Origin of the sequence: Thalassotalea castellviae (genome assembly GCF_031846185.1) — a bacterium.
Lineage (GTDB): Bacteria > Pseudomonadota > Gammaproteobacteria > Enterobacterales > Alteromonadaceae > Thalassotalea_H > Thalassotalea_H castellviae.
In genome coordinates this window covers 41,889-64,465 of sequence record NZ_JAVRIF010000012.1, presented here as the reverse complement: position 1 = coordinate 64,465, position 22,577 = coordinate 41,889, and the positions used below count along the sequence as shown (strand labels likewise).

The following is a 22,577-nucleotide window of genomic DNA, read 5'->3' as shown; positions in this document are numbered from 1 at the left end:
AAAGCGTCGTTAACATGATTAATATTTATATACGTTTTAATAATTGCTCTGCACATCCAACAATTTTTGAACGTGAGAATAAAATAGTTCTGCGTTTACCACCTACTTGTCGCCATAAAACCGCTGAGCGAATACCTGCAAGTAATAACGCTCTAATTTTATGTTGATTAACAGGTTGCTTTAATATTTCTGGGTTACCGGCCACTTGAATAGGGGTGCCAATCGGGCTAATTATATCGCTGTAAATACTAGCTAAACTTGCAACGAGCGTTTCACTATCAATATCATAATGGGCTAATTGGCGTTGACATTGTTCGATTCTATTCCCTAATTCAGCAAGCTGTTTAGGTTTTTTACTTAATCGACGCTCTAAACTTAATAAGCTGACAACATAGCGAGTAATTTCCGGATCTTTTTGGGTTGTTTGGTTACCTAAATGCGACATCAAGGTTTGTAAACCAAGAGATAAGTGACTGATATCTCGACCATAAACTTCTAATGTACTGTCAGGAGAGGTAACCATTACACTATTTAATAAAGTAACAAACTCCTCGTCGAGTGTTTGTCCTTGTCTAGATAATTTTTGTACTAACAATGCAACTTGGCAAACTGCTGCGAGTGTTATAGTTTGTTCTTCAAATGCTTGCATAAAATATAATTAACCTTAACCCATGCGCTTAACGAATAAGAGTATTAATAATGCCGCCGCCTAAGCAAATATTATCTTGATAAAATACGACAGACTGACCGGGTGTAACTGAGCTTTGCTGTTCATCAAACATAACCTGAAAAGTACCTTCAACTTCACTTACCGGAGTTAGAGTACAAGGAACATCTTCTTGGCGGTAGCGTGTTTTTACCGTGCAAGAAATCGGCTTATCAAGTTTTTTGCGATTCACCAAATGGAGCTGATTGCCAATTAATCCTTTAGAGAATAGACGAGGGTGGTTATGACCTTGTCCAACAATTAACACATTTCTTAACAGGTCTTTTTCAACCACGTACCAAGGCTCTTCCCCCGCATTTGCTAAACCACCAATACGAAGTCCTTTACGTTGGCCTAGTGTGTGATACATTAATCCGTCATGCTCACCAATAACTTCACCTTCAGCAGATTCTATTTTTCCCGGTTGTGCAGGTAAGTATTGCCCCAGAAAGTCTTTAAATTTACGTTCACCAATAAAACAAATTCCCGTGCTGTCTTTTTTATTGGCGGTAACTAAATCCGCTTTTTCAGCGATAGCGCGCACTTCAGGTTTTTCGATATGACCAACGGGAAATAAAGTACGACCAACTTGTTTATCGCTTAGCGTATATAAAAAGTAACTTTGATCTTTATTATTATCTAAGCCACGTAACATAGCCCATTGACCATTACCTTGTTCATCAGTGATAAATTTTCGTTGAACATAATGGCCTGTCGCGATGTAGTCAGCACCTAAGTCTTCACATGCAAACTCAAGGAAAGCTTTGAATTTAATTTCTTTATTACACATAATATCAGGATTAGGTGTACGACCGGCTTTGTATTCTGCTAAAAAATATTCAAAAACATTGTCCCAATATTCGGTTGCAAAATTAATTGTGTGTAACTTTATACCGAGTTTTTCACACACTTGTTGAGCATCTTTTAAGTCTTCAGCAGCGGCGCAGTATTCATCGGTATCATCTTCTTCCCAATTTTTCATGAACAAGCCTTCAACTTGATAGCCTTGTTCAATCAACAGATGTGCTGATACAGAAGAGTCTACTCCACCTGACATACCAACAATGACTTTGGTATCTTGTGGACGTTTTTCGTTTAATGGCTCACTAATAGACATTGATTACTCGTTTTTCCTAATGTTTATGTTGTATTACAAAAGGCCTAAAGAAAATGGCGCGAAATTATAGCACGGGCAATGAGTTGGTCATAGTACCTAACAAGAGATTCTCACGATGAAAGTTATATATTTTTTGGAAGGTCTATTTGCGCTATTTCACAGGCGATAAAAGTTAAAGATTGGTTTTGAAAATGTCTAATGTTACTTTTTGGCCGGCTAAATAATCGTCAATACACTGTAGAACCATTGGGCTTCTTAATTGCGTTTCTTTTGATTTAATTTCATCATAAGTTAGCCAATGTGTCGCAATTATTTCCTCATCATTAGGGGAGCTTTTAAGCGGCTCGGTTAACTCTATGACAAAACAAAAACGTAAAAAATACAGTGCAATCTCAGGTCGATGAAAATAATAGATACCGCTACAATATTGAGGTTCAATTAGTAAGCCTGTCTCTTCAAAAACTTCCCGTTTAGCCGCATCAATTAAATTCTCATTAGCTTCTAAATGACCAGCAGCTTGATTGAAAACTCGTTGGTTATTTTCAATTTCTTCCACCAATAAAAACTTATCTTGATGCACAATAACTGCGGCAACCGTTGTATTGGGTTTAAATTGTTCGCTGCCATGTCCTTGGGTTAAGTGACTCATTAATTATTCCTTATATTCAGAGTTTTAAATTGGCCATTTTCTATTCCTGCTATGGTATATTTCCCTATGCTATAACGAATCAACCTAAGGGTTGGAAAACCGATATTGGCGGTCATTCTCCTTACTTGCCTGTTTCTGCCTTCGGTAATTGATATTTCAAGCCAGGTGGTAGGAATGTTTGCCCTTTCTCTAATAGGCGGTGTTCTTGGCCAGATATTGGGTTCATCCATCACAGTTACTTTAGCCGGTTTTGTCATGCCATCTTTTAACTCGATGCCTTGGCGTAATAAATTTAGATCTGTTTCTTGCGGCGCCCCCTCTACTTGTACCCAATAGGTTTTTTCAGTTTTCTGCGTGGGATTCGCTAATTTATGCTGTAATTTACCATCATTGGTCAGCAAAAGTAGACCTTCACTATCTCGATCAAGACGTCCTGCCGCATAGATATCTTTAATTGGCACAAAATCTTTTAAAGTCTTTCTTTTGTTATTATGGTTTGCCTCATCATCAGTAAATTGACTTAAAACATTAAAAGGTTTGTTAAGCAAAACTATTTTTTTTTCATCGTTCACTGGTCTGACCTTTTTTGCATGGCTTGGTTTTGCTCTTTTATTTTGCCAATTTCTTCTTTCTACCACGCTTTTTTACTCCGTTTTATTACTAATCGTTCTTATCAAGCTATTTAAATATGGCATGATTTCCTATACTATGCGCGCGCTAAATAAATTTTTGATAAGGTGGATATCAACCTATTTAAGTTGAATGAATATTCACTTTGTCGCACGCTCGCAGATCAAAGTAGGAAGAAAAATGTCCACAGAATCATCTAAAATTATTTATACCATCACAGATGAAGCGCCAGCACTGGCGACTTATTCACTATTACCCATTATCCAAGCATTTACTGCGTCATCAGGTATTGATGTAGATACACGCGATATTTCTTTAGCAGGTCGTATTATTGCTAATTTTCCTAAATATTTGACGCCAGAGCAACAAATTGGTGATGCTTTAAGTGAATTAGGTGAATTAGCGAAAACGCCTGAAGCAAATATTATCAAATTACCTAATATTTCTGCATCAATTCCTCAATTACAAGCGGTTATTAAAGAATTGCAAGATAAAGGTTATGCATTACCTGATTATCCTGCAGAACCACAAAATGAAGCAGAAGAGTCAATCAAATTAACGTATGCGAAAGTATTAGGTTCAGCGGTAAACCCGGTATTACGTGAAGGTAATTCTGATCGTCGTGCGCCAGGTTCTGTTAAACAATATGCTCGTAATAACCCACACTCAATGGGTGCGTGGTCTAAAGAGTCTAAATCACATGTGGCACATATGTCATCGGGTGATTTTTACGGCAGCGAAAAGTCGGTAACTGTTGATGGTGCTACAAACGTAAACATTGAATTTGTCGCTGACAATGGTGACGTTACCTTATTAAAATCAAATTTACCGTTACTTGATAAAGAAGTCATTGATGCTTCTGTGATGAGTAAAGATGCTTTAGTTAAATTTTACGAAACTGAAATTGCCAAAGCGAAAGAAGAAGATGTTTTATTATCGCTTCATTTAAAAGCGACCATGATGAAAGTTTCAGACCCAATTATGTTCGGCCATTGTGTTAAAGTTTTCTATAAAGATGTTTTTGAAAAACATGCAGAAACTTTTGAACAGTTAGGTGTTGATGCTAATAATGGTATTGGTGATGTTTACGCGAAAATAGCGCGTTTACCTGCTGATAAAAAAGCAGAAATTGAAGCAGATTTAGCCGCGGTTTATGCTTCTCGTCCAGAAATGGCGATGGTTGATTCTGATAATGGTATTACTAACTTACATGTTCCAAGCGATGTAATTATCGATGCTTCTATGCCGGCAGCGCTTCGTGCTTCTGGTCAAATGTGGGGCCCTGACGGAAAACAAAAAGATACTAAGTTTATGATCCCAGATCGTAACTATGCTGGTGTTTTCTCAGCAGTTGTTGATTTTTGTCGTGAAAATGGTGCATTCAACCCAACAACTATGGGTACAGTGCCAAACGTTGGCTTGATGGCTCAAAAAGCTGAAGAGTATGGTTCACACGATAAAACATTCACCATGACAGGTAATGGTACCGTTCGTGTTGTTACTGAAAATGGTGAAACATTAATCGAACAAAATGTTGCCCAAGGTGATATTTTCAGAATGTGTCAGGCGAAAGATGCTCCTATTCAAGATTGGGTTAAATTAGCGGTTACCCGTGCAAGAGCAAGTGGTATGCCGGCAGTATTTTGGTTAGACGAAAACCGTGGCCATGATGCCCAAATGATCAAAAAAGTTAACACTTATTTAGCCGACCACGATACAACAGGTTTAGATATTCAAATTTTAGCGCCTGTACAAGCGTGTGAATATACCTTAGCGCGTTGTGCTAAAGGTGAAGATACTATTTCTGTCACTGGTAACGTATTACGTGATTACTTAACTGACTTATTCCCAATTTTAGAATTAGGAACGTCTGCAAAAATGTTATCAATTGTGCCATTAATGAATGGCGGTGGTTTATTTGAAACGGGTGCAGGTGGCTCAGCACCTAAGCACGTTCAGCAATTCAATAAAGAAAACCATTTACGTTGGGATTCACTAGGTGAATTTTTAGCATTGGCAGCGTCTTTAGAGCATGTAGCGGTAACAACGGGCAATACTAAAGCGCAAGTACTGGCAGATACTTTAGATGCGGCTACGGGTAAATTCTTAGATGAAAATAAGTCACCTTCACGTAAAGTGGGTGAATTAGATAACCGTGGTTCTCATTTTTACTTAGGTATGTATTGGGCACAAGCATTAGCAGAGCAAACCGCTGATGAAGAGCTTAAAGCTGCATTTACGGCAGTTGCGCAAGCATTAACTAAGCAAGAAGCTAAAATTGTTGATGAGTTAAACTCTGCTCAAGGTCCAGCAATGGATATTGATGGTTATTACTTCGCAGATACGACATTAGCTGAAAAAGCTATGCGTCCAAGTGAAACGTTCAACACAATTTTATCAAGCCTTTTGTAAAAAACGCTTCATAATTTAGCACGTTAACATTTAAGAAAGGCTATGTAGCAATACATAGCCTTTTTTATGTTCAGGATGAACGGTATGTCGCGGTGCCAAGGATGTCAATGAGCGACGATGTTCAGGATGAACGCTATATTGAAGATAACTCGCCTCATTTCGTTTATGTTATTTACATTTCTACTTGCCAAAAATTTCAATTGCCGTTATTTTCATTAAGTTATTGAAAAATTGATAACAAATTACTCTCCAAACAGTTCTCTAAGACACTTAAGGTTTATGGTTGATACAATATTAAGAGAAGTAGAGCTAAATGATGCTCCGCAAATAGCCAATATCTATAATTATTATATTGAAAGCACGGTGATCACGTTTGAAGAACAAGTGATCGTCGCTCAAGATATTGAAAAAAGAATTGAAAAAATTCAACGAGCAGGTCATTTTTGGTTTGTGGCCGAAGTTGACAATAAAATCGTGGGTTATGCTTATTCTGCGCCATGGCGCGACCGTTCTGCTTATCGATTTGCCAGTGAGGTGTCCATTTATCTGACAAAAGATTCACAAGGAAAAGGGCTTGGTAGTCTTTTATATCAAGCATTATTTCAACAACTTAAATCTACCCCGATAAAAATATTAATTGGTGGGATCACTTTACCCAATGAAAGCAGCGTGGCACTTCATGAAAAATTTGGCATGGAAAAAGTGGCACATTTTAAAGACGTTGGTTATAAATTTGATCAGTGGCTTGATGTTGGCTATTGGCAATTAAAGTTATTTTAACGTTTAATGATTTTAATATTAACGGCATAACTCGTTAATTTTTCGTTTAAAAACACTTAAAAGGATTTCACTTGAAAATATTTATCTGCATAACATTAAGCATGTTTAGTGTGCTTGCTTACGCCAATGATAATTTTGCAGCGTGCGGTAATAATGAACAAGCTCGACTGTTAGCTGAAATGATCATTAAGGATGCCGAACAGCAAAGAAGCGTTATTCGCTGTAATAAGTTGTTGACGAAAGTCGCCACCGATAAAGCGCAGTTAATGGTGAAAAGCGGTTTAGTGATGCACAATCTTGGTGGCAGCCCTAATGAGCGACTACGTGAAGTAAATTATCAACTGCCTAGCTATTACGGTGGTGCGATGAGTAATCAAGTGGAAGCCATAGCTGGTGGTTACAGTGATGCAGAAGATGTTTGGGACGGCTTTAAAAATTCATTTGGTCATAGACAGCATTTATTAGGTGAAATAGATTTTTATCGAGAGCAAGATGAACTCGGCATTGCTTTTGTTAGAAAATGGGAGTCACCACATGTTGAATATTGGGCAGTCTATTTAACAAAAGGTTTTAAGAAAAACCAAAGTAATCCTTTTGCCGGTAAAAAACTGCCAAATAAAGGCACTTTAATATTAATTGAGCCTTCAAAGTTGCAAATTAAACCAGAAGTTCAGCAGCCAAATTAATTTGTTTATGCTTTGTAAACTTCGATTTACTCTCTAATTATATTAATTCGGAAAATGACTAGTGTTGCTGTTGCAGAAGCGATATCTTGTCATTCTATTTTTCAATACTTTTAACAAAAATAAGGGTGTAACGTTGAAACTACTTAAAAATATTCAATTTTTATCAGTACTAGTTATTTCATCAAGCTTTACCGTTTATGCAAATGATAATTTTGATAAAGCCTATAATTCTTTTGATGTTCACGCGATCAAAAAAGATATTAAAACTCTGTCATCTGATACGTTTGAAGGCCGAGAACCTTCAGGTGTAGGTGAGAAGCTTACCACCGATTTATTAATTAACGCCTTTAAATCATTAGGCTTAAAACCTGGTAATGGCGACAGCTATACACAAGCAGTACCTATGGTTAGCATAACGAGTACACCGGTGAAACATTTATCAATAGCCGATCTCGATTTTGAATTTCCGAAAAATTATGTTGCCAGTTCAAGAAAAACTGAAAAAAACATTGAATTAAAAGATTCTGAACTTGTCTTTGTTGGTTACGGTATTAATGCTCCAGAATATAACTGGAATGATTATCAAGATATTGATGTAAAAGGAAAAACAGTCGTAGTTCTAGTGAATGATCCTGGTTTTGCTACACAAGATAGTGCGTTATTTGAAGGCAATACGATGACTTATTATGGCCGTTGGACATATAAGTATGAAGAAGCCGCAAGACAAGGAGCCGCAGGCGCTATTATCGTTCATGAAACTAAGCCTGCTAGTTATGGCTGGAATGTTATTGAGAGTAGTTGGACTGGCGCGCAATATCATTTACCGGCAAAAGAAGTCAATGAAGCAATTGTTGATGTTGAGATGTGGATCAGTGTTGAGAAAGCAAAAGCATTGTTTGCCAAAGCAGGCAAAGACTTTATGCAAGCTAAAAAACAAGCCTTGTCTAAATCATTTAAAGCAATACCTCTTTCGCTAAAAGCGAGTGTGTCAATTAGTAATGATTTTGAACAATCAACGTCTAATAATGTGTTAGCAACTATACCTGGTAGTGAAAGCCCTGATGAGCATGTGCTTTATATGGGCCATTGGGACCATTTAGGTACAACTATGATTGATGGTAAGAAACATATTTTTAATGGTGCACATGATAACGCAACAGGCACGGCTGGTTTGATCCATATTGCAAAAGCGTACAAAGCGTTAAATAAAGCGCCAAAACGCTCGATTACGTTCGCTGCAGTGACAGCTGAAGAGCAAGGTCGGTTAGGTTCAATTTACTTCGCTAACCATCCTACGGTTGAATTATCAAAAATTGTTGGCTTAGTAAATATGGATAGTTTAGATATTACGGGCCTTAAAACTGACTTAACGGTAGTTGGTTTTGGAAAATCTCAATTAGAAGATTACTTAGCGAAAGCAGCTAAACGCCAAAATAGAACCTTAACGGCAGAGCAAACACCTGAACGAGGTTATTACTACCGTTCAGATCACTTTAGTTTAGCGAAAAAAGGTGTGCCTGCGTTAAGTGCTGGTGGTGGCTCTGTGTGGTTAAATGAGAAAGAAAAACAAATAGGCAAGCGCGTGAAAGCTGAAGTGGCGAAATGTTATCATCAAATTTGCGATGAATATAATGAACAATGGGGCTGGAGTGGTTTAGTCGCTGAACTTCAAGTGTTCTTTGAAACAGGTTATTTATTAGCCAATACGAAGCAATGGCCTAACTGGCATCAAGGTACTGAATTTAAAGCGCTTCGTGATGCGATGATGAAATAATTTATGGTGCTTTAAAAGCCTTAACTGGATCATAATAAAAACGCCAATCGTATGATTGGCGTTTTTTTTGACGATTCTTTTGCTGCTAATGAGGAGTGTGGCTTTTCTTTGTCTTGATGATCAGCGGAAACAGTATAATTATGAGTAACCATGATGTTGAGCCACCTCCGCCACTAGAGCTAGTATCAGGCGTTGGAGTAGGTGGTGTTACTACCGTTTCATCATTATCAATGATACTGACAGTCACTTGGTTAAATTCGCCGATAATAGATGAGTCCTCAGCAGATAAGGCAATCGTAAAGGTTTCATCTGATTCATCGTTTGTGTCATCAACAATTGAAAAACTAATCGATTGCTCTATTTCATCAGCAAGAAAAGTGATAGTACCGTTTGATAAATCAAAATCGCTTGATTGTGTCGCTGTATCGTTGGACACCTGTAAATTAACCGATAATTGACCATAACTGCCATTTAAGCGAACAACCTTGATGGTTACTTCTCCGGCATCCTCATTAAAAGAAACCGTACTGCTTTCAAAGGTAACTTCACCTCTAGCCGGTGTTTCATTTTCTTGAATGACGATGATGGCTGTTCCCGTATTTTCTTCGATATAGGCATTGTTAGGGTTTGTCATCATTAACGAAAAGCTTTTGTCGCCTTGGTATTCATCATTATCAATAATAACAATTGATACGTCTTTACTATATTCACCCGAGTAAAAAGTAATGGTTTGATCTTCAAACACATAATCTGTGCCGTTAATCGCAGTATCGTCGATTGCACTAATATCGACAGACATTTCACCAAGAGCGTCATTAGGTCGAGTAATGGTTAACGTTAGGTTGCCAGAATTTTCATCCACTGCATTGCTTGTTTCTTGCCAACTTAACGCGGTACCGCCATTATCTTTTAATGTAACGTTTAACTTTGATTTATCGCCTAAAGTTGCTGAGTCGGGATCGGTTAGTTCTATGGTGAAACTTTCATTTATTTCATAGGCTTCATCTGCAAAAATATCGAGCGTAAAGGTTTGAAATAATTGTTTATCGCTTAGCGTCAGTATTTGTTCTATGGCCTTATAATCGTCATCGCCAGTTGCCGTTTGATCTACTGATCTCACCGTGACTTTTACGTCTCCCTTATCACCTAACGAGCGGATCACTTTAAGCGTGACGGTTTGATTGATTTCATTTAAATTCAGTTGTTCAATTTGAAAACTAAGTTCCCCCGCCAGTGCTGTATTATAAAGGGGATTGGTATTGTTTGTGAGCTCTTCACTGTTAGAAACACCATCATTATCAATGTCTTGGTCGTCTGTGTTGGTATTACAAGTGGTTGGCTGTTGATAATTTTCATACGGAATAAATTGTTCAACATAGTTTACTTGCCAACAATAAAGATTATCACTGCCAAATAATCTTATTTGTGACCAAGTGTTATGTAAGTTAAATAGGGCACTTAGATCGGTAATATTGGTATTGGTCGCGTTCAACGTTGTTAAGTTATTTAAATATATTATCGAGTCTAAATTTGTGATTGGATTTTGACTTAGTGTTAAAGATTGTAAATTTCTATACCCATTAAGCGGTGTTAAATCCGAAACCATGTTGTTTTCGATATCTAAGAGCTGAATCTCTCTTAAGGCATTGAGCCCACTGATATTTGATAATTGGTTATCATTAAGATATAGCTGGGTGAGTTTTGTCAAATTTGCTAACGATGGTAAATCAGTGATTTTATTATTACTGATTGACAACCAGCTTAGGTTTTCTAGATCTTGTATATCAGTGATATCAGTAATTTGGTTGTTTTCTAATAATAAGGTTTCTAAGGTCACATGATCACTGATTGCCGAAATATCACTAATTTGATTGTCTGTTGCATTTAAATAACTGAGATAATTTAAGTTTTCTAAGCCATCAAAGGATGTTATTTGATTATAATTTACGGTTAAATAATTTAAATATAGTAACGAAGCTAATGAAGATAAGTGAGTAATATTATTATTGGATAAACTCAACGTAGCTAATTTTGTCAGTGTTGATAATACTGAAATATCAGTTAAATTATTTCCATTTAAATAAATTGACGTTAAGCCACTAAATTTTTCCAAACCTGATAATGAGCTGATGTTTCTATAACTACAAAATAAATCTCTGACTTGGCCAGCATACGTAATATCGTAATTATTAATCTGGTTTTCTAAGCAAGCTTTTAAACCGGAACTTTCTATATTATTTAAAGCGTCAGAAGCAAGCGTGAGGTCAGTTTCAGTATCCATAATATTGGCCAACTGAAAACGCAATTGATTAAGTGCATAACTGGCATCTGCACCATTCACCGTATCATTTCTATCAATACCACAAGCTATCTCGGTACAAAGGATATTAGGGTTGGAAAATTTATAGACTTTGCCTGCTGTTGCCGTACTATAAGCCATGACAGTTGAAAAACCATTTAAGACATCTTCTACACGATACCCCCTCGCAAACGGAAAACTATAACCGGTATCTCCTTGTGCTAATGAATGTGCAAGCCCCATGTTATGTCCCATTTCATGGGCATTGACGTAATCAGCACAATCGATACTGGTATGGCTATACATAAACCCAATCGAATTGTTCACTTCACGATTACCCCATGCTATACCGCAAACAGTGTCTTCGGGCATATTCGGGCGTAATAAAGCCACCATATCCGCGCCAGCTTCATAGCGAATATTTTCGATATTAGTGAAAGCTTCATGACTTTGATAAGTAATATCATCTAAAGCTTGTTCAGATAATATTTCATCCGGGTAATCAACGGCTAACGTGTCAGCAATGGCTATTTGCATATTCACTTCACTATCAAGATATATTTGATTAGTGACTTCAACAAGATGGTTTAATCGGGTGGTTACATCACCATCGTAAAGCGTCTCTGCAGTTAAACTATAAACAAATAATACTTTAATCGTTGCCATGTCATTATTGTTCATTGCAGCGCTATTCTGCGGATTTTTAATCATGTTTGGCAACGAAGAATAAACGATTGAGTCTTGACTTTTATTGTGGCTGACTTGCTGGTTTTGTGGAGATTTTATTGAAAAACGAGGGCTTTCTTCGGGGATTTTTACGTCACTTATATGACTTTTATTTGCTTTGGTAAGCCTCTGCTCATTTAATAGTTTACCCTGATTATTACTTCCTTGTGCAACATAAACTTGGTTGTTGGTAACAATTCTAAAAAAGAATTGTTTTTTACCTAGCGTTAACACAACAGGGGTTGCTTCTTTCTTATGATTTATTTTAGCAAAAATATGGACAATGCCATTTTGTTTACGTTTTATCTTTGTAATTTTCGCTTGATAACTTTCATTTTCGGTAAGGTTAATAGTGATAATGTCATTGATTTGATGATCTTTTAATAATTTTGTATCTACCGAAAAGTTTTGTGCATTGCTATAAGCTTGACTGCTCATAAACTGAGATGTGGTTTTATTAGCCGCTTTAGCTACTTCCCAGTTGAATAGATCAATGGCTGAAGAGGTTAAGGGTAACAATGATAAAATGACGGTTGCCAGAAGACGCTTCATAAAAACTCCATGTTTAAAATATTTAAACAATTTTTTGAATTGTGAAATTTTGAATAGTGAACAGTTTACTTGAATGTTAATAATAGAACAGTTAATCCGTTTTAAACATTAAAATTAATGATTAAAACTTAAGAAGCTATTTGGATTTATTACCATGAAAATGATTCAAATGACTCAAATGATTCAAATGATTCAAATGATTCAAATGATCAAAGTCGCAAAGTAAGAATTCGTTATGGTTAATGATGGCAATGAATTTTAAGCAAAGAAAAAGGGCGATACTCATGTATCGCCCTTAATGTGGCTCCTCAACCTGGACTTGAAACAGAGACAAACGCGTTTTTTATCAAGAGTACAGTCCGTTGCGCATTGAAGGCATTTAAGAAACTGATGTATTGATCTCATTATGTTTTGTTCAGACGAAAAAAAACCACGTTTAGTTAAAAACGTGGTTTTAATGTGGCTCCTCAACCTGGACTTGAACCAGAGACAAACGCGTTTTTTATCAAGAGTACAGTCCGTTGCGCATTAAAATAACGGTTAGAAATTAATTCAAATGATCAAAGTCGCAAAGTAAGAATTCGTTATTATTAATGATGACAATGAATTTTAAGCAAAGAAAAAGGGCGATACTCATGTATCGCCCTTAATGTGGCTCCTCAACCTGGACTTGAACCAGGGACAAACGGATTAACAGTCCGTTGCTCTACCAACTGAGCTATTGAGGAATAAACTTTTTAAACTTCTGTTTATTATGAAGTTAAAGTAACCGTAGTTAAACCATTACTTATATAATGTGGCTCCTCAACCTGGACTTGAACCAGGGACAAACGGATTAACAGTCCGTTGCTCTACCAACTGAGCTATTGAGGAATAACAGTGTTGAAACATTCATTTGTTTGCAACTCGTTAACGGGGCGGAATATTAATAGCACCTAGCCGAGCTGTCAACACAAAATTTAGAAAAAAATCATTTAATTGTTCGTTTGCTTATTTTACGTTCAAGCTGTTGTTAATAACACCGCTTGTTGTTCGTTCCTTATTCAATTAATTGTAATTAAATATTTTTATTTAGTTATCCACTTTTTCTGTGGATAACTATGTTAGTGAAAGTGTAATAAAACGTGATTTAGGGTTATTCAAGCCATTACGCAATAAATGGAAGTTTTTATTGGCCTCGGTAGAGCCCACGTAAAATATGGGGTGTAAGAGGTTAAGTTTATAAAACAATCATTAGTGAACGTTTTTTGTTCAAGCGATAATTAAGCACAATTTATGTGAATTATTTTAACGTATAAGTGTGAGATTTATTTAAGTAATAAAAAATAAAGATGAATTATTCTATTAAAAACTCAACACGCGACGAAATTAAATATTTCAATAGCGACTCTACTAAGTATCTTTTACAATAAGTCTCGCTTTAGTACCGCTACTCATGAAATTACATATCGACTATGACAAATAAGAAAAATAACCATCAAATTGATTTATTAGTAGATCCGGTTGGTCAAACGCTCAAGCAAATGACGATACCAATGATTTACGGCATGATTTTATTAATGACATTTAATTTGGTTGATACTTTCTTTGTTGGTTTACTCGGTACACAACCACTTGCTGCGATTAGCTTCACTTTTCCCATTACGTTTACAGTTATCAGTTTAACAATCGGGCTAGGCATAGGTACATCAGCGGTAATTGCTCGCTCTTTAGGAAAAGGTGATCATAAATTTGCAAAGTGTTCGGGTACTTCTGCACTTATTTTAGGGGCTATTGTTGTTGGTTTATTGTCGTTTAGTGGCTATCTATACAGTGACGAAATATTTACTTTATTAGGGGCTAGTGAAGATTTATTACCTATCATTCGCGACTATACCGACTTTTGGTTTTTAGGCAGTATATTTTTAATTGGTCCCATGCTGGGCAATTCAATCCTACGCGCAAGTGGTGATACAAAAACGCCAAGTATCGTGATGGGGGTTGGCGGAATAATCAATGCGATTTTAGATCCTATTTTTATTTTTGGCTTTGGTCCTATTGAGGCAATGGGAATAAAAGGCGCGGCTATTGCAACACTAGTTTCTTGGGTCGTTGGAACTGGATTTATTTTATATATTGTCGGTGTCAAACGGCAATTAATTCACACTTCTTTGATTTTTATTAAAACGTTTGCGCAATCTAGTAAAGCGATTTTACATATAGGCTTACCTGCTGCAGGGGCAAATATGTTAACGCCAATTGCTGCCGCTGTATTGACCGCAATTGCTGCCACTTATGGAGAGTCGGCAGTGGCGGCTTTTGGTGTAGGTTCGAGAATAGAGTCTATTGCTTGTTTAGTTGTATTAGCAATGTCGATGACGTTACCGCCATTTATTAGTCAAAACTTAGGGGCGGGTAATATGCAACGTGTAAAGGAAGGATACTTAACTTCGGTTAAATTTGTCATGATCTGGCAAGTTTTTATCTATGCCTTGTTAGTGATCACCGCTCCTTGGATTGCCGATGCTTTTTCGAAAGAGCAATCTGTGGCTGATATTATCACGTTATTTATTTATATTTTACCGCTAGGTTATGGTCTACAAGGGATTATTATATTAACTAACTCATCTTTTAATGCCTTACATAAACCTATGGTGGCATTATGGTTGAGTATCGTTCGATTATTTGTTTGTTATGTACCATTAGCGTATTTAGGTAGTGAGCTATACGGTATTCATGGTTTTTTCATTGGAGGAGTTCTCGGTAATATGGTGATGGCGCTGATCTCATATCGTTTATTTGCAAAACAGTTTCAATTAACTGAAATGGATATTAAGGTTGCTTCATCATGAAAAACATGAAATTAGTGTCTGACTATACTCCAAGTGGTGACCAACCGAGTGCTATAAATAAACTTATGGATGGTATAGAGTCTGGTTTAGCTCATCAAACCTTATTAGGGGTAACTGGCTCAGGGAAAACATTTACCGTAGCCAATGTGATTGAAAAACTAAATCGTCCGACCATGATGCTCGCACCTAACAAAACTTTAGCGGCACAGCTCTATGGTGAAATGAAAGAGTTCTTTCCTGATAATGCCGTTGAATATTTTGTTTCTTATTATGATTATTATCAACCTGAAGCTTATGTACCCACCACCGACACTTTTATCGAAAAAGATGCGTCAATTAATGAGCATATCGAACAAATGCGTCTATCAGCCACTAAAGCCTTACTTGAGCGTAAAGATGTCATTATTATTGCCTCCGTTTCAGCTATTTATGGTTTAGGTGATCCAGACTCGTATTTAAAAATGATGTTGCATTTAAGGCAAGGCGATATTATTAATCAGCGTGATATCCTTCGACGGTTAGCCGAGTTACAGTACACGCGAAATGATGTCGCTTTTGCTCGTGCTACTTATCGCGTTCGAGGTGATGTGATTGATATATTTCCTGCAGAATCAGACCGACTTGCTTTACGTGTGGAGTTATTTGACGAAGAAATTGAACGTATTAGTCAATTTGACCCATTAACAGGGCAGGTTGAACGCACATTAGCACGAGTGACTGTTTATCCTAAAACCCACTATGCGACCCCTCGTGAGAAAATATTAGCCGCCGTTGAAAATATTAAAATAGAATTAAAAGATCGCTCAGCTCAATTAAAAGAACTCAATAAATTAGTTGAAGAACAGCGTGTTGTTCAACGTACCCAGTTTGACATTGAAATGATGACTGAACTTGGTTACTGCTCAGGTATTGAAAACTATTCACGATATTTATCAGGTCGGGAGCCTGGTGAAGCACCGCCTACATTATTCGATTATTTACCTGATGACGGTTTACTGATTATTGATGAATCTCATGTCACAGTACCGCAAATTGGTGCTATGTATAAAGGTGATAGATCCCGAAAAGAAAATTTAGTTGAATATGGTTTTAGATTACCTTCGGCGCTTGATAATAGGCCGATGAAATTTGAAGAATTTGAATCTCTTGCGCCGCAAACTATATATGTGTCGGCCACGCCTAGTCATTATGAATTAGAAAAGTCTGCTGGAGAAATTGCTGAACAGGTGGTGAGACCAACAGGCTTATTAGATCCTATTATTGAAGTACGTCCTGTTGACACGCAAGTTGATGACTTATTGTCAGAAATAAATAAGCGTGTGGCAATTGGTGAGCGTGTGATAGCAACAACATTAACTAAACGTATGTCTGAAGATTTAGCCGATTATTTAGATGAACATAATATTAAATCACGATATTTACATTCAGATATTGATACCGTTGAGCGTGTCGAAATTATACGAGACTTTCGCTTAGGCCATTTTGATGTCTTAGTGGGAATCAATTTATTACGTGAAGGTCTTGATATGCCTGAAGTATCATTAGTCGCCATTTTAGACGCAGATAAAGAAGGCTTTTTACGTTCAGAGCGCTCGCTTATTCAAACCATAGGTCGTGCTGCCCGGAATATCAACGGTCGGGCAATTTTATATGCCGACAGGATCACTGGCTCAATGAAAAAGGCAATTGATGAAACAGAAAGGCGTCGCTTAAAACAACAAAGTTACAATGAAACGCATAATATTACGCCCAAAGGTGTTAGTCGCAAAATCAATGATGTGATGGATGTTGGTCATCGTCCAGAAGAAGCACTAATTCGCAATAAAAATCGTGCTGCTGAGCCTGCTGCGAAATATGAGGCCATGTCGGTCGCTGATATTGATAAGAAAGTAGCACAATTAGAAAAAACCATGTTTGATCATGCTCAAAACTTAGAGTTTGAACAAGCGGCGGCAGTACGCGATGAAATAAATAAATTACGCCAACAACAATTGTCGGCGTAATCTTTATCTTTGAGTAAATTCACTTAAGTTCGAAAATGGTGTAATGACCGATAATGTTGGCAATGCCATCACGATTACAATGGGTTAACTGACTAATATCTTCGATGATCTTATCTTGAACATCGACAGGAAAAAGCATTAATTGCTCCATATACAAATGGGCTTGTAGTTCATTATTTGCGTTCATAAATTCTGCGATACGATTTGCGTGATTAATCCAAATAGCACTCATAGACATCATCCTCATAGTAAACCAGCCCAGGCAAACTATGCACTGGATCAGTAAATTAAGTTTAGGTCAATACTTGAGTGTTTTTTATACAAAAACATTCTAAAAATAAATGTTGCGGTAAGAACTAATCTATAAATTTTTAACTGTCTGTTATCTGGTATTTTCCTAATCGATATAAAAAAGCTTTGTATGACATTTTTAGGTATTTAGCGGCCATTGTTCGAGTGTCTTGGTACTTTTTAAGGAGATAGGTGAAGCAATACCGTTGTATAACGCCGAAACGGCCACTTGAAATCAGCACTATTAAACCGTTAAACATTTACACATATTTTAAATGAAAATCATCAAAGAAGTTTTTTAAAGCAAAATCACAACGTAACGACGTTAATTTACGAGTTACCAATGAAATCAAACAAAATCAAAGATGCTGTTGAGTGTTGTGTAACAACTCATCTAAATCTTGTTGTAATTGTTTTAGTTCTATTTTTGTTAAACCAGTCAGCATTAATAACTTTGCAGGAATAAATTTCGCTTTGTTTTTGATTTCTTTCCCGTGAGCGGTTAATTCAATTGCAACAGATCGCTCATCAGTCTTACTTCTGGTTCGCTTGATTAACCCTAATTTTTCCATGCGTTTTAATAACGGGGATAAAGTTCCTGAATCTAATTCTAAGATTGCGCCAATATCTTTAATTGATTTTGCTTGTTCATCTTGCCATAAAACTAACATCACCAAATATTGAGGGTAGGTTAAGCCGGCCTCTTTTAATAAAGGCGCATAAAGTCGAGTGATAGATTTGTTGAGTTTATATAATCGGAAACACAGTTGGTTCTCGATATGTAACTGCTCATTCATTGTCAGAAATTACTTATAATAACGTTTCAATATCAGCGACTAAGGATTCAGGTTTGGTCATAGGGGCAAATCGCTTGTTCACTTCGCCATTTTTATTGACTAAGAATTTAGTAAAATTCCATTTGATCCCTGTTGATCCTAAAATACCTGGTGCCGCTTGTTTTAAATAGTTAAATAAAGGATGAGCTTGCTCACCATTTACGGCTATTTTACTGAATAAGTTAAAACTAATATTAAAGTTGAGATCGCAAAAATTCTTAATTTCAGCATCACTGCCTTTTTCTTGTTGCTTAAATTGATTACAAGGAAATGCTAAAACGGCTAGACCACGATCTTTATAGTCAGTATAGAGTTTTTGTAAACCTTCATATTGAGGGGTAAAGCCACAAGCGCTCGCAGTATTAACAATCAAAACAACCTGATCTTTAAATTGTTCCATTGATATATCTTTACCGGTATGGTCTTTGGCAGAAAATTGATAAAAATTTTGCTTATTAAGTTCGGTTATCATCGTCAACCCTGTGTTGTTTGCAATTATATTGCGCACAATGTAATTGTTTTTTCCTATTTTATCAAGTTAATGTTTTATTTAGACTACTGTTATTTATTGAATTTACGTAGAATATTACAATCACTTTCGATTAGGAGTAAACAATGAACAAAGTCGCCTTTATTGGTTTAGGTGTAATGGGGTACCCAATGGCAGGACATTTAGCCAAGGCGGGTTTTGACGTTTGTGTTTATAATCGCACCCAAGCAAAAGCTAAAAAGTGGGTTGAAGAGTTTGGTGGTCGTGCTGCTGAAACACCGAAATTAGCGGCGAAAAATTGTGACATTGTTTTTACCTGTGTAGGCAATGATCACGACGTACGAAGCGTTGTTCTTGGTGAAGATGGCGTAATTTCAGGGTTAACTGAAGAGACTATTTTAGTCGATCACACGACAGCCTCAGCTGAGTTAGCACGTGAGTTATCTTCAATAGCACAAAAGCAAAATATTCATTTTATTGATGCACCGGTTTCAGGTGGTCAAGCGGGTGCTGAAAACGGTGTTTTAACTGTGATGTGTGGTGGTGAACAATCCGTATTTTTAAAAATACAACCTGTTATGGCGGCATATGCACAATTTAGCCAATTAATGGGGGAAGTGGGCTCTGGCCAATTAGCCAAGATGGTGAATCAAATTTGTTTTGTAAATACGGTTCAAGGCTTAGCAGAAGGATTAAATTTTGCTCAAAAAGCGGGGTTAGATACTAACAAATTACTTGAAACTATTTCAAAAGGTGCCGCAGGCTCTTGGCAGATGGATAATCGCGGTGTGACTATGTGTGATCGTGAATTTGACTTTGGTTTTGCCGTTGATTGGTTAAGAAAAGATTTAGGTATGGCATTTGAAGAAGCCGAAAAAATTGGCGCCGACTTAACGATTACCAAACAACTGGACGGTTATTATGAAGAAGTACAAGCTATGGGGGGCAATCGTTGGGATACATCGAGTTTGATCGCTCGATTTAAAAAATAAATCCTATCAAAATAGCTAACGAAATCAATGATAACTAAGGTTATATTGTCAATTGTTTAGCTTTTATTCTGCTTAGAGACAAATAACTGAAACAACAAAAGCGCTTTAATTAGCGTTTTGTTGTTGGATATTAAATCGTACTTTGCCCATTAGTAATTAGACGATTAAAAGGTTAGCTGTCTTTTAAATCGTCACTAACCATCATCAATTTCTATTTTTGTACAAAAAAATAAAAATCTCTATTTTTACTCGAATAATGCAGTAAATAGGCTAAATTTATATTTTAAGGGCAGTTCTATTTATGGAGCATTAATGAATATTGTTGACAGTCATTTAACGGTAAATAAAAAAATCATATCAAAGCGTGAAAATAGGTTTCCGGTGATTGAGTGGTCATTGAATATAACAACCCAACAATTTAGCTACGATCAACATGCATTTCGATCAGTATTTCAATATTCCCAACCGATAGTCACTGTGTCAGAACTTATGACTTTACTCACCTATGAGATGCGTGAGAAAGCCAAACAAGTGTTTCGCTCGGTGTTAACTACAGGGAAGAGTCAGCATTTTACTTGTTGCTTAATGTTTAGCAGTGAAGAATTTGTTTATGTCGTATTTACCCTTAACTTAGCTAAAGCGAATGTGGTTAAAGGAACTATGCAACCTTTAATGAAGTTTGCCAACCATATGGAAATAGCTAATATTTTTCAAAGTTTATTCGAAAATGAGCATCATGGTATTTTACTGACCGACAGTGAATCTAAGATTTTGGTTTGTAATTCCTATTTTGAAAAGCAGATGGGTGTCAAACGTGGCGAACTGATAGGCAAGCATACTCGTAGTTTTAATGCAGGAAGGCACTCGGAAGAATTTTATCAAAATATGTGGTCAAAAATTCACAATGATGGCCACTGGTCCGGGGTTATATTAAATCGACACCCTAATGGAGAAGTATTTCCTCATGAATTGACGATTCAAAAAATATCACCCGTTAAAGATAAAATTTTCTATTTAGGCTTAACTGTTGATTTAAAACAACAACTTTCAAGGTTGATGGATACCGAATTAGGTGGAATTGATTTATTAACTAAACAGCCGACTAAAGAAAAATTTCTTACTGAACTTTCAATGTTTTGCCAAAAAACGGGTCATCATAGCGGTAAAATTGTGTTAGTTGTTAAACCCAAATTCACGGAAGAAAATTTTCATCAAAACTTAGTAGAGCTTTCTGATTCGTTATTTCATGTTCGACTAGCACAAGTAACAGGTTATTTGGAAAAAGGGGTTTTTGCTATTTGTACCGAATATCATTTTGAACACAATAATGAGCAATCACGAGCCATTCGGTCGGCAATTAGGTATTTATTTCAAGACATTAAATTTCATGCAAGTAAAGCTATACATGAAGCTTTAGTGAAAGGAAAAATAGGCGTTTCAGTTTTAGGTTTAGATAGTCAATCACCTGAAGAACTCTTGTCAAATTCAACAGAAGCAATGGTAGAGGGCCATGCTGGAGAAGGCAAACATCTCAATTTTTATTTTAAATCTATACACGATGAAATAAATCGCAAGAAGCAATTAGAACTATTTGTTTCAGACGTTATAAAGAAAAAGCTACTTTCAGTGCATTATCAACCTATTGTTAATTGTAAAACTGGCGAGTTAGTTAAATTTGAAGCTTTATGTCGTTTTCCTAAATCACCTGTTACTAAAGCTAATATTGAGGAAATGATCACTATAGCTGAGGATATCGACCTAATTGCTGATTTGGACCATTGTATCAGTACTAATGCATTAAAAGACTTAAATAAGTTACACGAAAAATATGGTGAACAAATAGGTTTAACTATTAATTGCTCCCTTAATACGAAACAAGATATTACGGAAGTTTTAGCAAAATTGGCTCAACAAATTTTAGCTTATGTTCATACCCCTGGCCAAATCACGATAGAATTAACAGAAAGTGCCTACTTTGATAGCCAATATAAACAATCTAATATTCTTAATGATCTACATAAAATAGGCGTTAATATTGCGATTGATGATTTTGGAACCGGATACTCATCATTTAGTTATTTAACCGGCGGTTTATTTAACATATTAAAAATAGATAAAATTTTTGTAACGGATATTCATCAAGACAGAAATAAATATAATATTGTCAAAATGATCACCGGACTTTCCCATACTTTAGGCGTGAAAGTTATTGCTGAAGGTGTCGAAAATGAAGATGAACTTTTTGTGCTACAAACTTTACAGGTAGATTATATTCAAGGCTATTTATTTGCAAAGCCCAAAGCTTTATCGGATCTTGATCATCCCGACTATTTTGTGAAAAAATTCAACCAAGTTATGCAATTGAATAACAATAATAATCAACTTGAGCGTTTTTCATCAATCATTAAAACTCAAATAGATAAATTATTACCTAATGATCATTTAGTCAAAACTTATGATTACTTTAATCAAAATCCTAAGCATGTACTCCCTGTTATTTTTAAGAAAAAATGTCTAGGGCTGGTAAGTGTCTCCGAAATTAATTTACATATTTCACCGACTATGGGCACAGATGCTGAAACCACACAAGAATCTAAAAAATGGAAAAAACCCATTAGTCAGTTGATGAACGTTGAATTTACCAAACTGTTAAATACTATTGTCGTCGATAATTTAGCAGCTTTGATTAAGGACAATCCGAATTTCCCGTGGGTAATTGTTGATGATAAAGAGCACTTTGTTGGGATGATTTTTAAAACAGATATTTTTAATTATTTGATCGAAGAAAATAGCCAGTAGCCGA

The 22,577-nt window shown here is 36.2% G+C and carries 16 protein-coding genes and 2 tRNA genes; 8 read left to right on the top strand and 10 right to left on the bottom strand.

Annotated elements, in window-relative coordinates; all coding sequences use genetic code 11:
* Positions 1-25: 25 nt before the first annotated feature.
* The 4 genes from hflD to RM573_RS16530 all read right to left on the bottom strand — a co-directional run bounded on the left by hflD (position 26) and on the right by RM573_RS16530 (position 3,110).
* Positions 26-649 carry a high frequency lysogenization protein HflD gene (hflD, locus tag RM573_RS16545; protein WP_311584611.1) on the bottom strand — a complete coding sequence of 208 codons (624 nt, stop codon included), beginning with the start codon at positions 647-649 and terminating at the stop codon, positions 26-28.
* A gap of 28 nt (positions 650-677) precedes the next feature.
* Positions 678-1,823: a tRNA 2-thiouridine(34) synthase MnmA gene (gene mnmA, locus RM573_RS16540; RefSeq protein WP_311584609.1), complete on the bottom strand. Its 1,146-nt coding sequence runs from the start codon at positions 1,821-1,823 to the stop codon at positions 678-680.
* Positions 1,824-1,995: 172 nt separating this feature from the next.
* The gene (locus RM573_RS16535; protein WP_311584606.1) at positions 1,996-2,472 is read right to left on the bottom strand and encodes an NUDIX hydrolase; all 477 of its coding nucleotides are present in this window, start codon (positions 2,470-2,472) and stop codon (positions 1,996-1,998) included.
* Positions 2,472-3,110: a pseudouridine synthase gene (locus RM573_RS16530; protein ID WP_311584604.1), complete on the bottom strand. Its 639-nt coding sequence runs from the start codon at positions 3,108-3,110 to the stop codon at positions 2,472-2,474. Before RM573_RS16530 ends, RM573_RS16535 begins: the two co-directional genes overlap by 1 nt.
* 172 nt (positions 3,111-3,282) lie before the next feature.
* On the opposite strand from RM573_RS16530, the gene RM573_RS16525 reads away from it, so the two are divergent.
* From RM573_RS16525 to RM573_RS16510, 4 genes are all read left to right on the top strand, one after another.
* A complete protein-coding gene (locus RM573_RS16525; protein WP_311584601.1) occupies positions 3,283-5,514 on the top strand; it encodes an NADP-dependent isocitrate dehydrogenase in 2,232 nt (743 codons plus the stop codon).
* 279 nt (positions 5,515-5,793) lie between these two features.
* Entirely contained in the window at positions 5,794-6,294 is a 501-nt protein-coding gene (locus tag RM573_RS16520; protein WP_311584598.1) for a GNAT family N-acetyltransferase, read from the top strand.
* A 71-nt stretch (positions 6,295-6,365) separates the two neighbouring features.
* Positions 6,366-6,980: a CAP domain-containing protein gene (locus RM573_RS16515; RefSeq protein ID WP_311584595.1), complete on the top strand. Its 615-nt coding sequence runs from the start codon at positions 6,366-6,368 to the stop codon at positions 6,978-6,980.
* A 133-nt stretch (positions 6,981-7,113) separates the two neighbouring features.
* A complete protein-coding gene (locus RM573_RS16510) occupies positions 7,114-8,754 on the top strand; it encodes a M28 family metallopeptidase (protein WP_311584592.1) in 1,641 nt (546 codons plus the stop codon).
* Between the two features lie 85 nt (positions 8,755-8,839).
* On the opposite strand, the gene RM573_RS16505 is transcribed toward RM573_RS16510, so the two are convergent.
* The 3 genes from RM573_RS16505 to RM573_RS16495 form a co-directional block, all read right to left on the bottom strand.
* Positions 8,840-12,331, bottom strand: a complete 3,492-nt coding sequence (locus RM573_RS16505; protein ID WP_311584589.1) for a Calx-beta domain-containing protein — start codon at positions 12,329-12,331, stop codon at positions 8,840-8,842.
* Between the two features lie 652 nt (positions 12,332-12,983).
* A tRNA-Asn gene (locus tag RM573_RS16500) sits at positions 12,984-13,059 on the bottom strand.
* 69 nt (positions 13,060-13,128) lie between these two features.
* Positions 13,129-13,204, bottom strand: a tRNA-Asn gene (locus RM573_RS16495).
* Between the two features lie 581 nt (positions 13,205-13,785).
* Between RM573_RS16495 and RM573_RS16490 the strand changes: the two genes are divergently transcribed.
* Together RM573_RS16490 and uvrB are read left to right on the top strand one after the other, a co-directional pair.
* A complete protein-coding gene (locus RM573_RS16490; protein WP_311584586.1) occupies positions 13,786-15,162 on the top strand; it encodes an MATE family efflux transporter in 1,377 nt (458 codons plus the stop codon).
* Entirely contained in the window at positions 15,159-17,165 is a 2,007-nt protein-coding gene (gene uvrB, locus RM573_RS16485) for an excinuclease ABC subunit UvrB (protein WP_311584582.1), read from the top strand. Before RM573_RS16490 ends, uvrB begins: the two co-directional genes overlap by 4 nt.
* 19 nt (positions 17,166-17,184) lie before the next feature.
* Here the strand turns inward: uvrB and RM573_RS16480 are convergent, their stop codons facing one another.
* From RM573_RS16480 to RM573_RS16470, 3 genes are all read right to left on the bottom strand, one after another.
* Positions 17,185-17,397 carry a hypothetical protein gene (locus RM573_RS16480; protein WP_311584579.1) on the bottom strand — a complete coding sequence of 71 codons (213 nt, stop codon included), beginning with the start codon at positions 17,395-17,397 and terminating at the stop codon, positions 17,185-17,187.
* Between the two features lie 418 nt (positions 17,398-17,815).
* Positions 17,816-18,253 carry a MarR family winged helix-turn-helix transcriptional regulator gene (locus RM573_RS16475; protein WP_311584577.1) on the bottom strand — a complete coding sequence of 146 codons (438 nt, stop codon included), beginning with the start codon at positions 18,251-18,253 and terminating at the stop codon, positions 17,816-17,818.
* A gap of 13 nt (positions 18,254-18,266) precedes the next feature.
* Positions 18,267-18,764: a glutathione peroxidase gene (locus RM573_RS16470; protein ID WP_311584574.1), complete on the bottom strand. Its 498-nt coding sequence runs from the start codon at positions 18,762-18,764 to the stop codon at positions 18,267-18,269.
* A 143-nt stretch (positions 18,765-18,907) separates the two neighbouring features.
* On the opposite strand from RM573_RS16470, the gene RM573_RS16465 reads away from it, so the two are divergent.
* Together RM573_RS16465 and RM573_RS16460 are read left to right on the top strand one after the other, a co-directional pair.
* The gene (locus RM573_RS16465) at positions 18,908-19,774 is read left to right on the top strand and encodes an NAD(P)-dependent oxidoreductase (protein ID WP_311584571.1); all 867 of its coding nucleotides are present in this window, start codon (positions 18,908-18,910) and stop codon (positions 19,772-19,774) included.
* Between the two features lie 312 nt (positions 19,775-20,086).
* Positions 20,087-22,573, top strand: a complete 2,487-nt coding sequence (locus RM573_RS16460; RefSeq protein ID WP_311584568.1) for an EAL domain-containing protein — start codon at positions 20,087-20,089, stop codon at positions 22,571-22,573.
* Positions 22,574-22,577 lie beyond the last annotated feature (4 nt).

Bases quoted from the DNA above. Each gene is read 5' to 3' on its own strand.
- RM573_RS16475 (WP_311584577.1), bottom strand. From the start codon at position 18,253: ATGAATGAGCAGTTACATATCGAGAACCAACTGTGTTTCCGATTATAT.
- RM573_RS16490 (WP_311584586.1), top strand. From the start codon at position 13,786: ATGACAAATAAGAAAAATAACCATCAAATTGATTTATTAGTAGATCCG.
- RM573_RS16480 (WP_311584579.1), bottom strand. From the start codon at position 17,397: ATGAGTGCTATTTGGATTAATCACGCAAATCGTATCGCAGAATTTATG.
- uvrB (WP_311584582.1), top strand. From the start codon at position 15,159: ATGAAAAACATGAAATTAGTGTCTGACTATACTCCAAGTGGTGACCAA.
- RM573_RS16465 (WP_311584571.1), top strand. From the start codon at position 18,908: ATGAACAAAGTCGCCTTTATTGGTTTAGGTGTAATGGGGTACCCAATG.
- mnmA (WP_311584609.1), bottom strand. From the start codon at position 1,823: ATGTCTATTAGTGAGCCATTAAACGAAAAACGTCCACAAGATACCAAA.
- RM573_RS16520 (WP_311584598.1), top strand. From the start codon at position 5,794: ATGGTTGATACAATATTAAGAGAAGTAGAGCTAAATGATGCTCCGCAA.
- hflD (WP_311584611.1), bottom strand. From the start codon at position 649: ATGCAAGCATTTGAAGAACAAACTATAACACTCGCAGCAGTTTGCCAA.
- RM573_RS16460 (WP_311584568.1), top strand. From the start codon at position 20,087: ATGAATATTGTTGACAGTCATTTAACGGTAAATAAAAAAATCATATCA.
- RM573_RS16505 (WP_311584589.1), bottom strand. From the start codon at position 12,331: ATGAAGCGTCTTCTGGCAACCGTCATTTTATCATTGTTACCCTTAACC.
- RM573_RS16470 (WP_311584574.1), bottom strand. From the start codon at position 18,764: ATGATAACCGAACTTAATAAGCAAAATTTTTATCAATTTTCTGCCAAA.
- RM573_RS16525 (WP_311584601.1), top strand. From the start codon at position 3,283: ATGTCCACAGAATCATCTAAAATTATTTATACCATCACAGATGAAGCG.
- RM573_RS16535 (WP_311584606.1), bottom strand. From the start codon at position 2,472: ATGAGTCACTTAACCCAAGGACATGGCAGCGAACAATTTAAACCCAAT.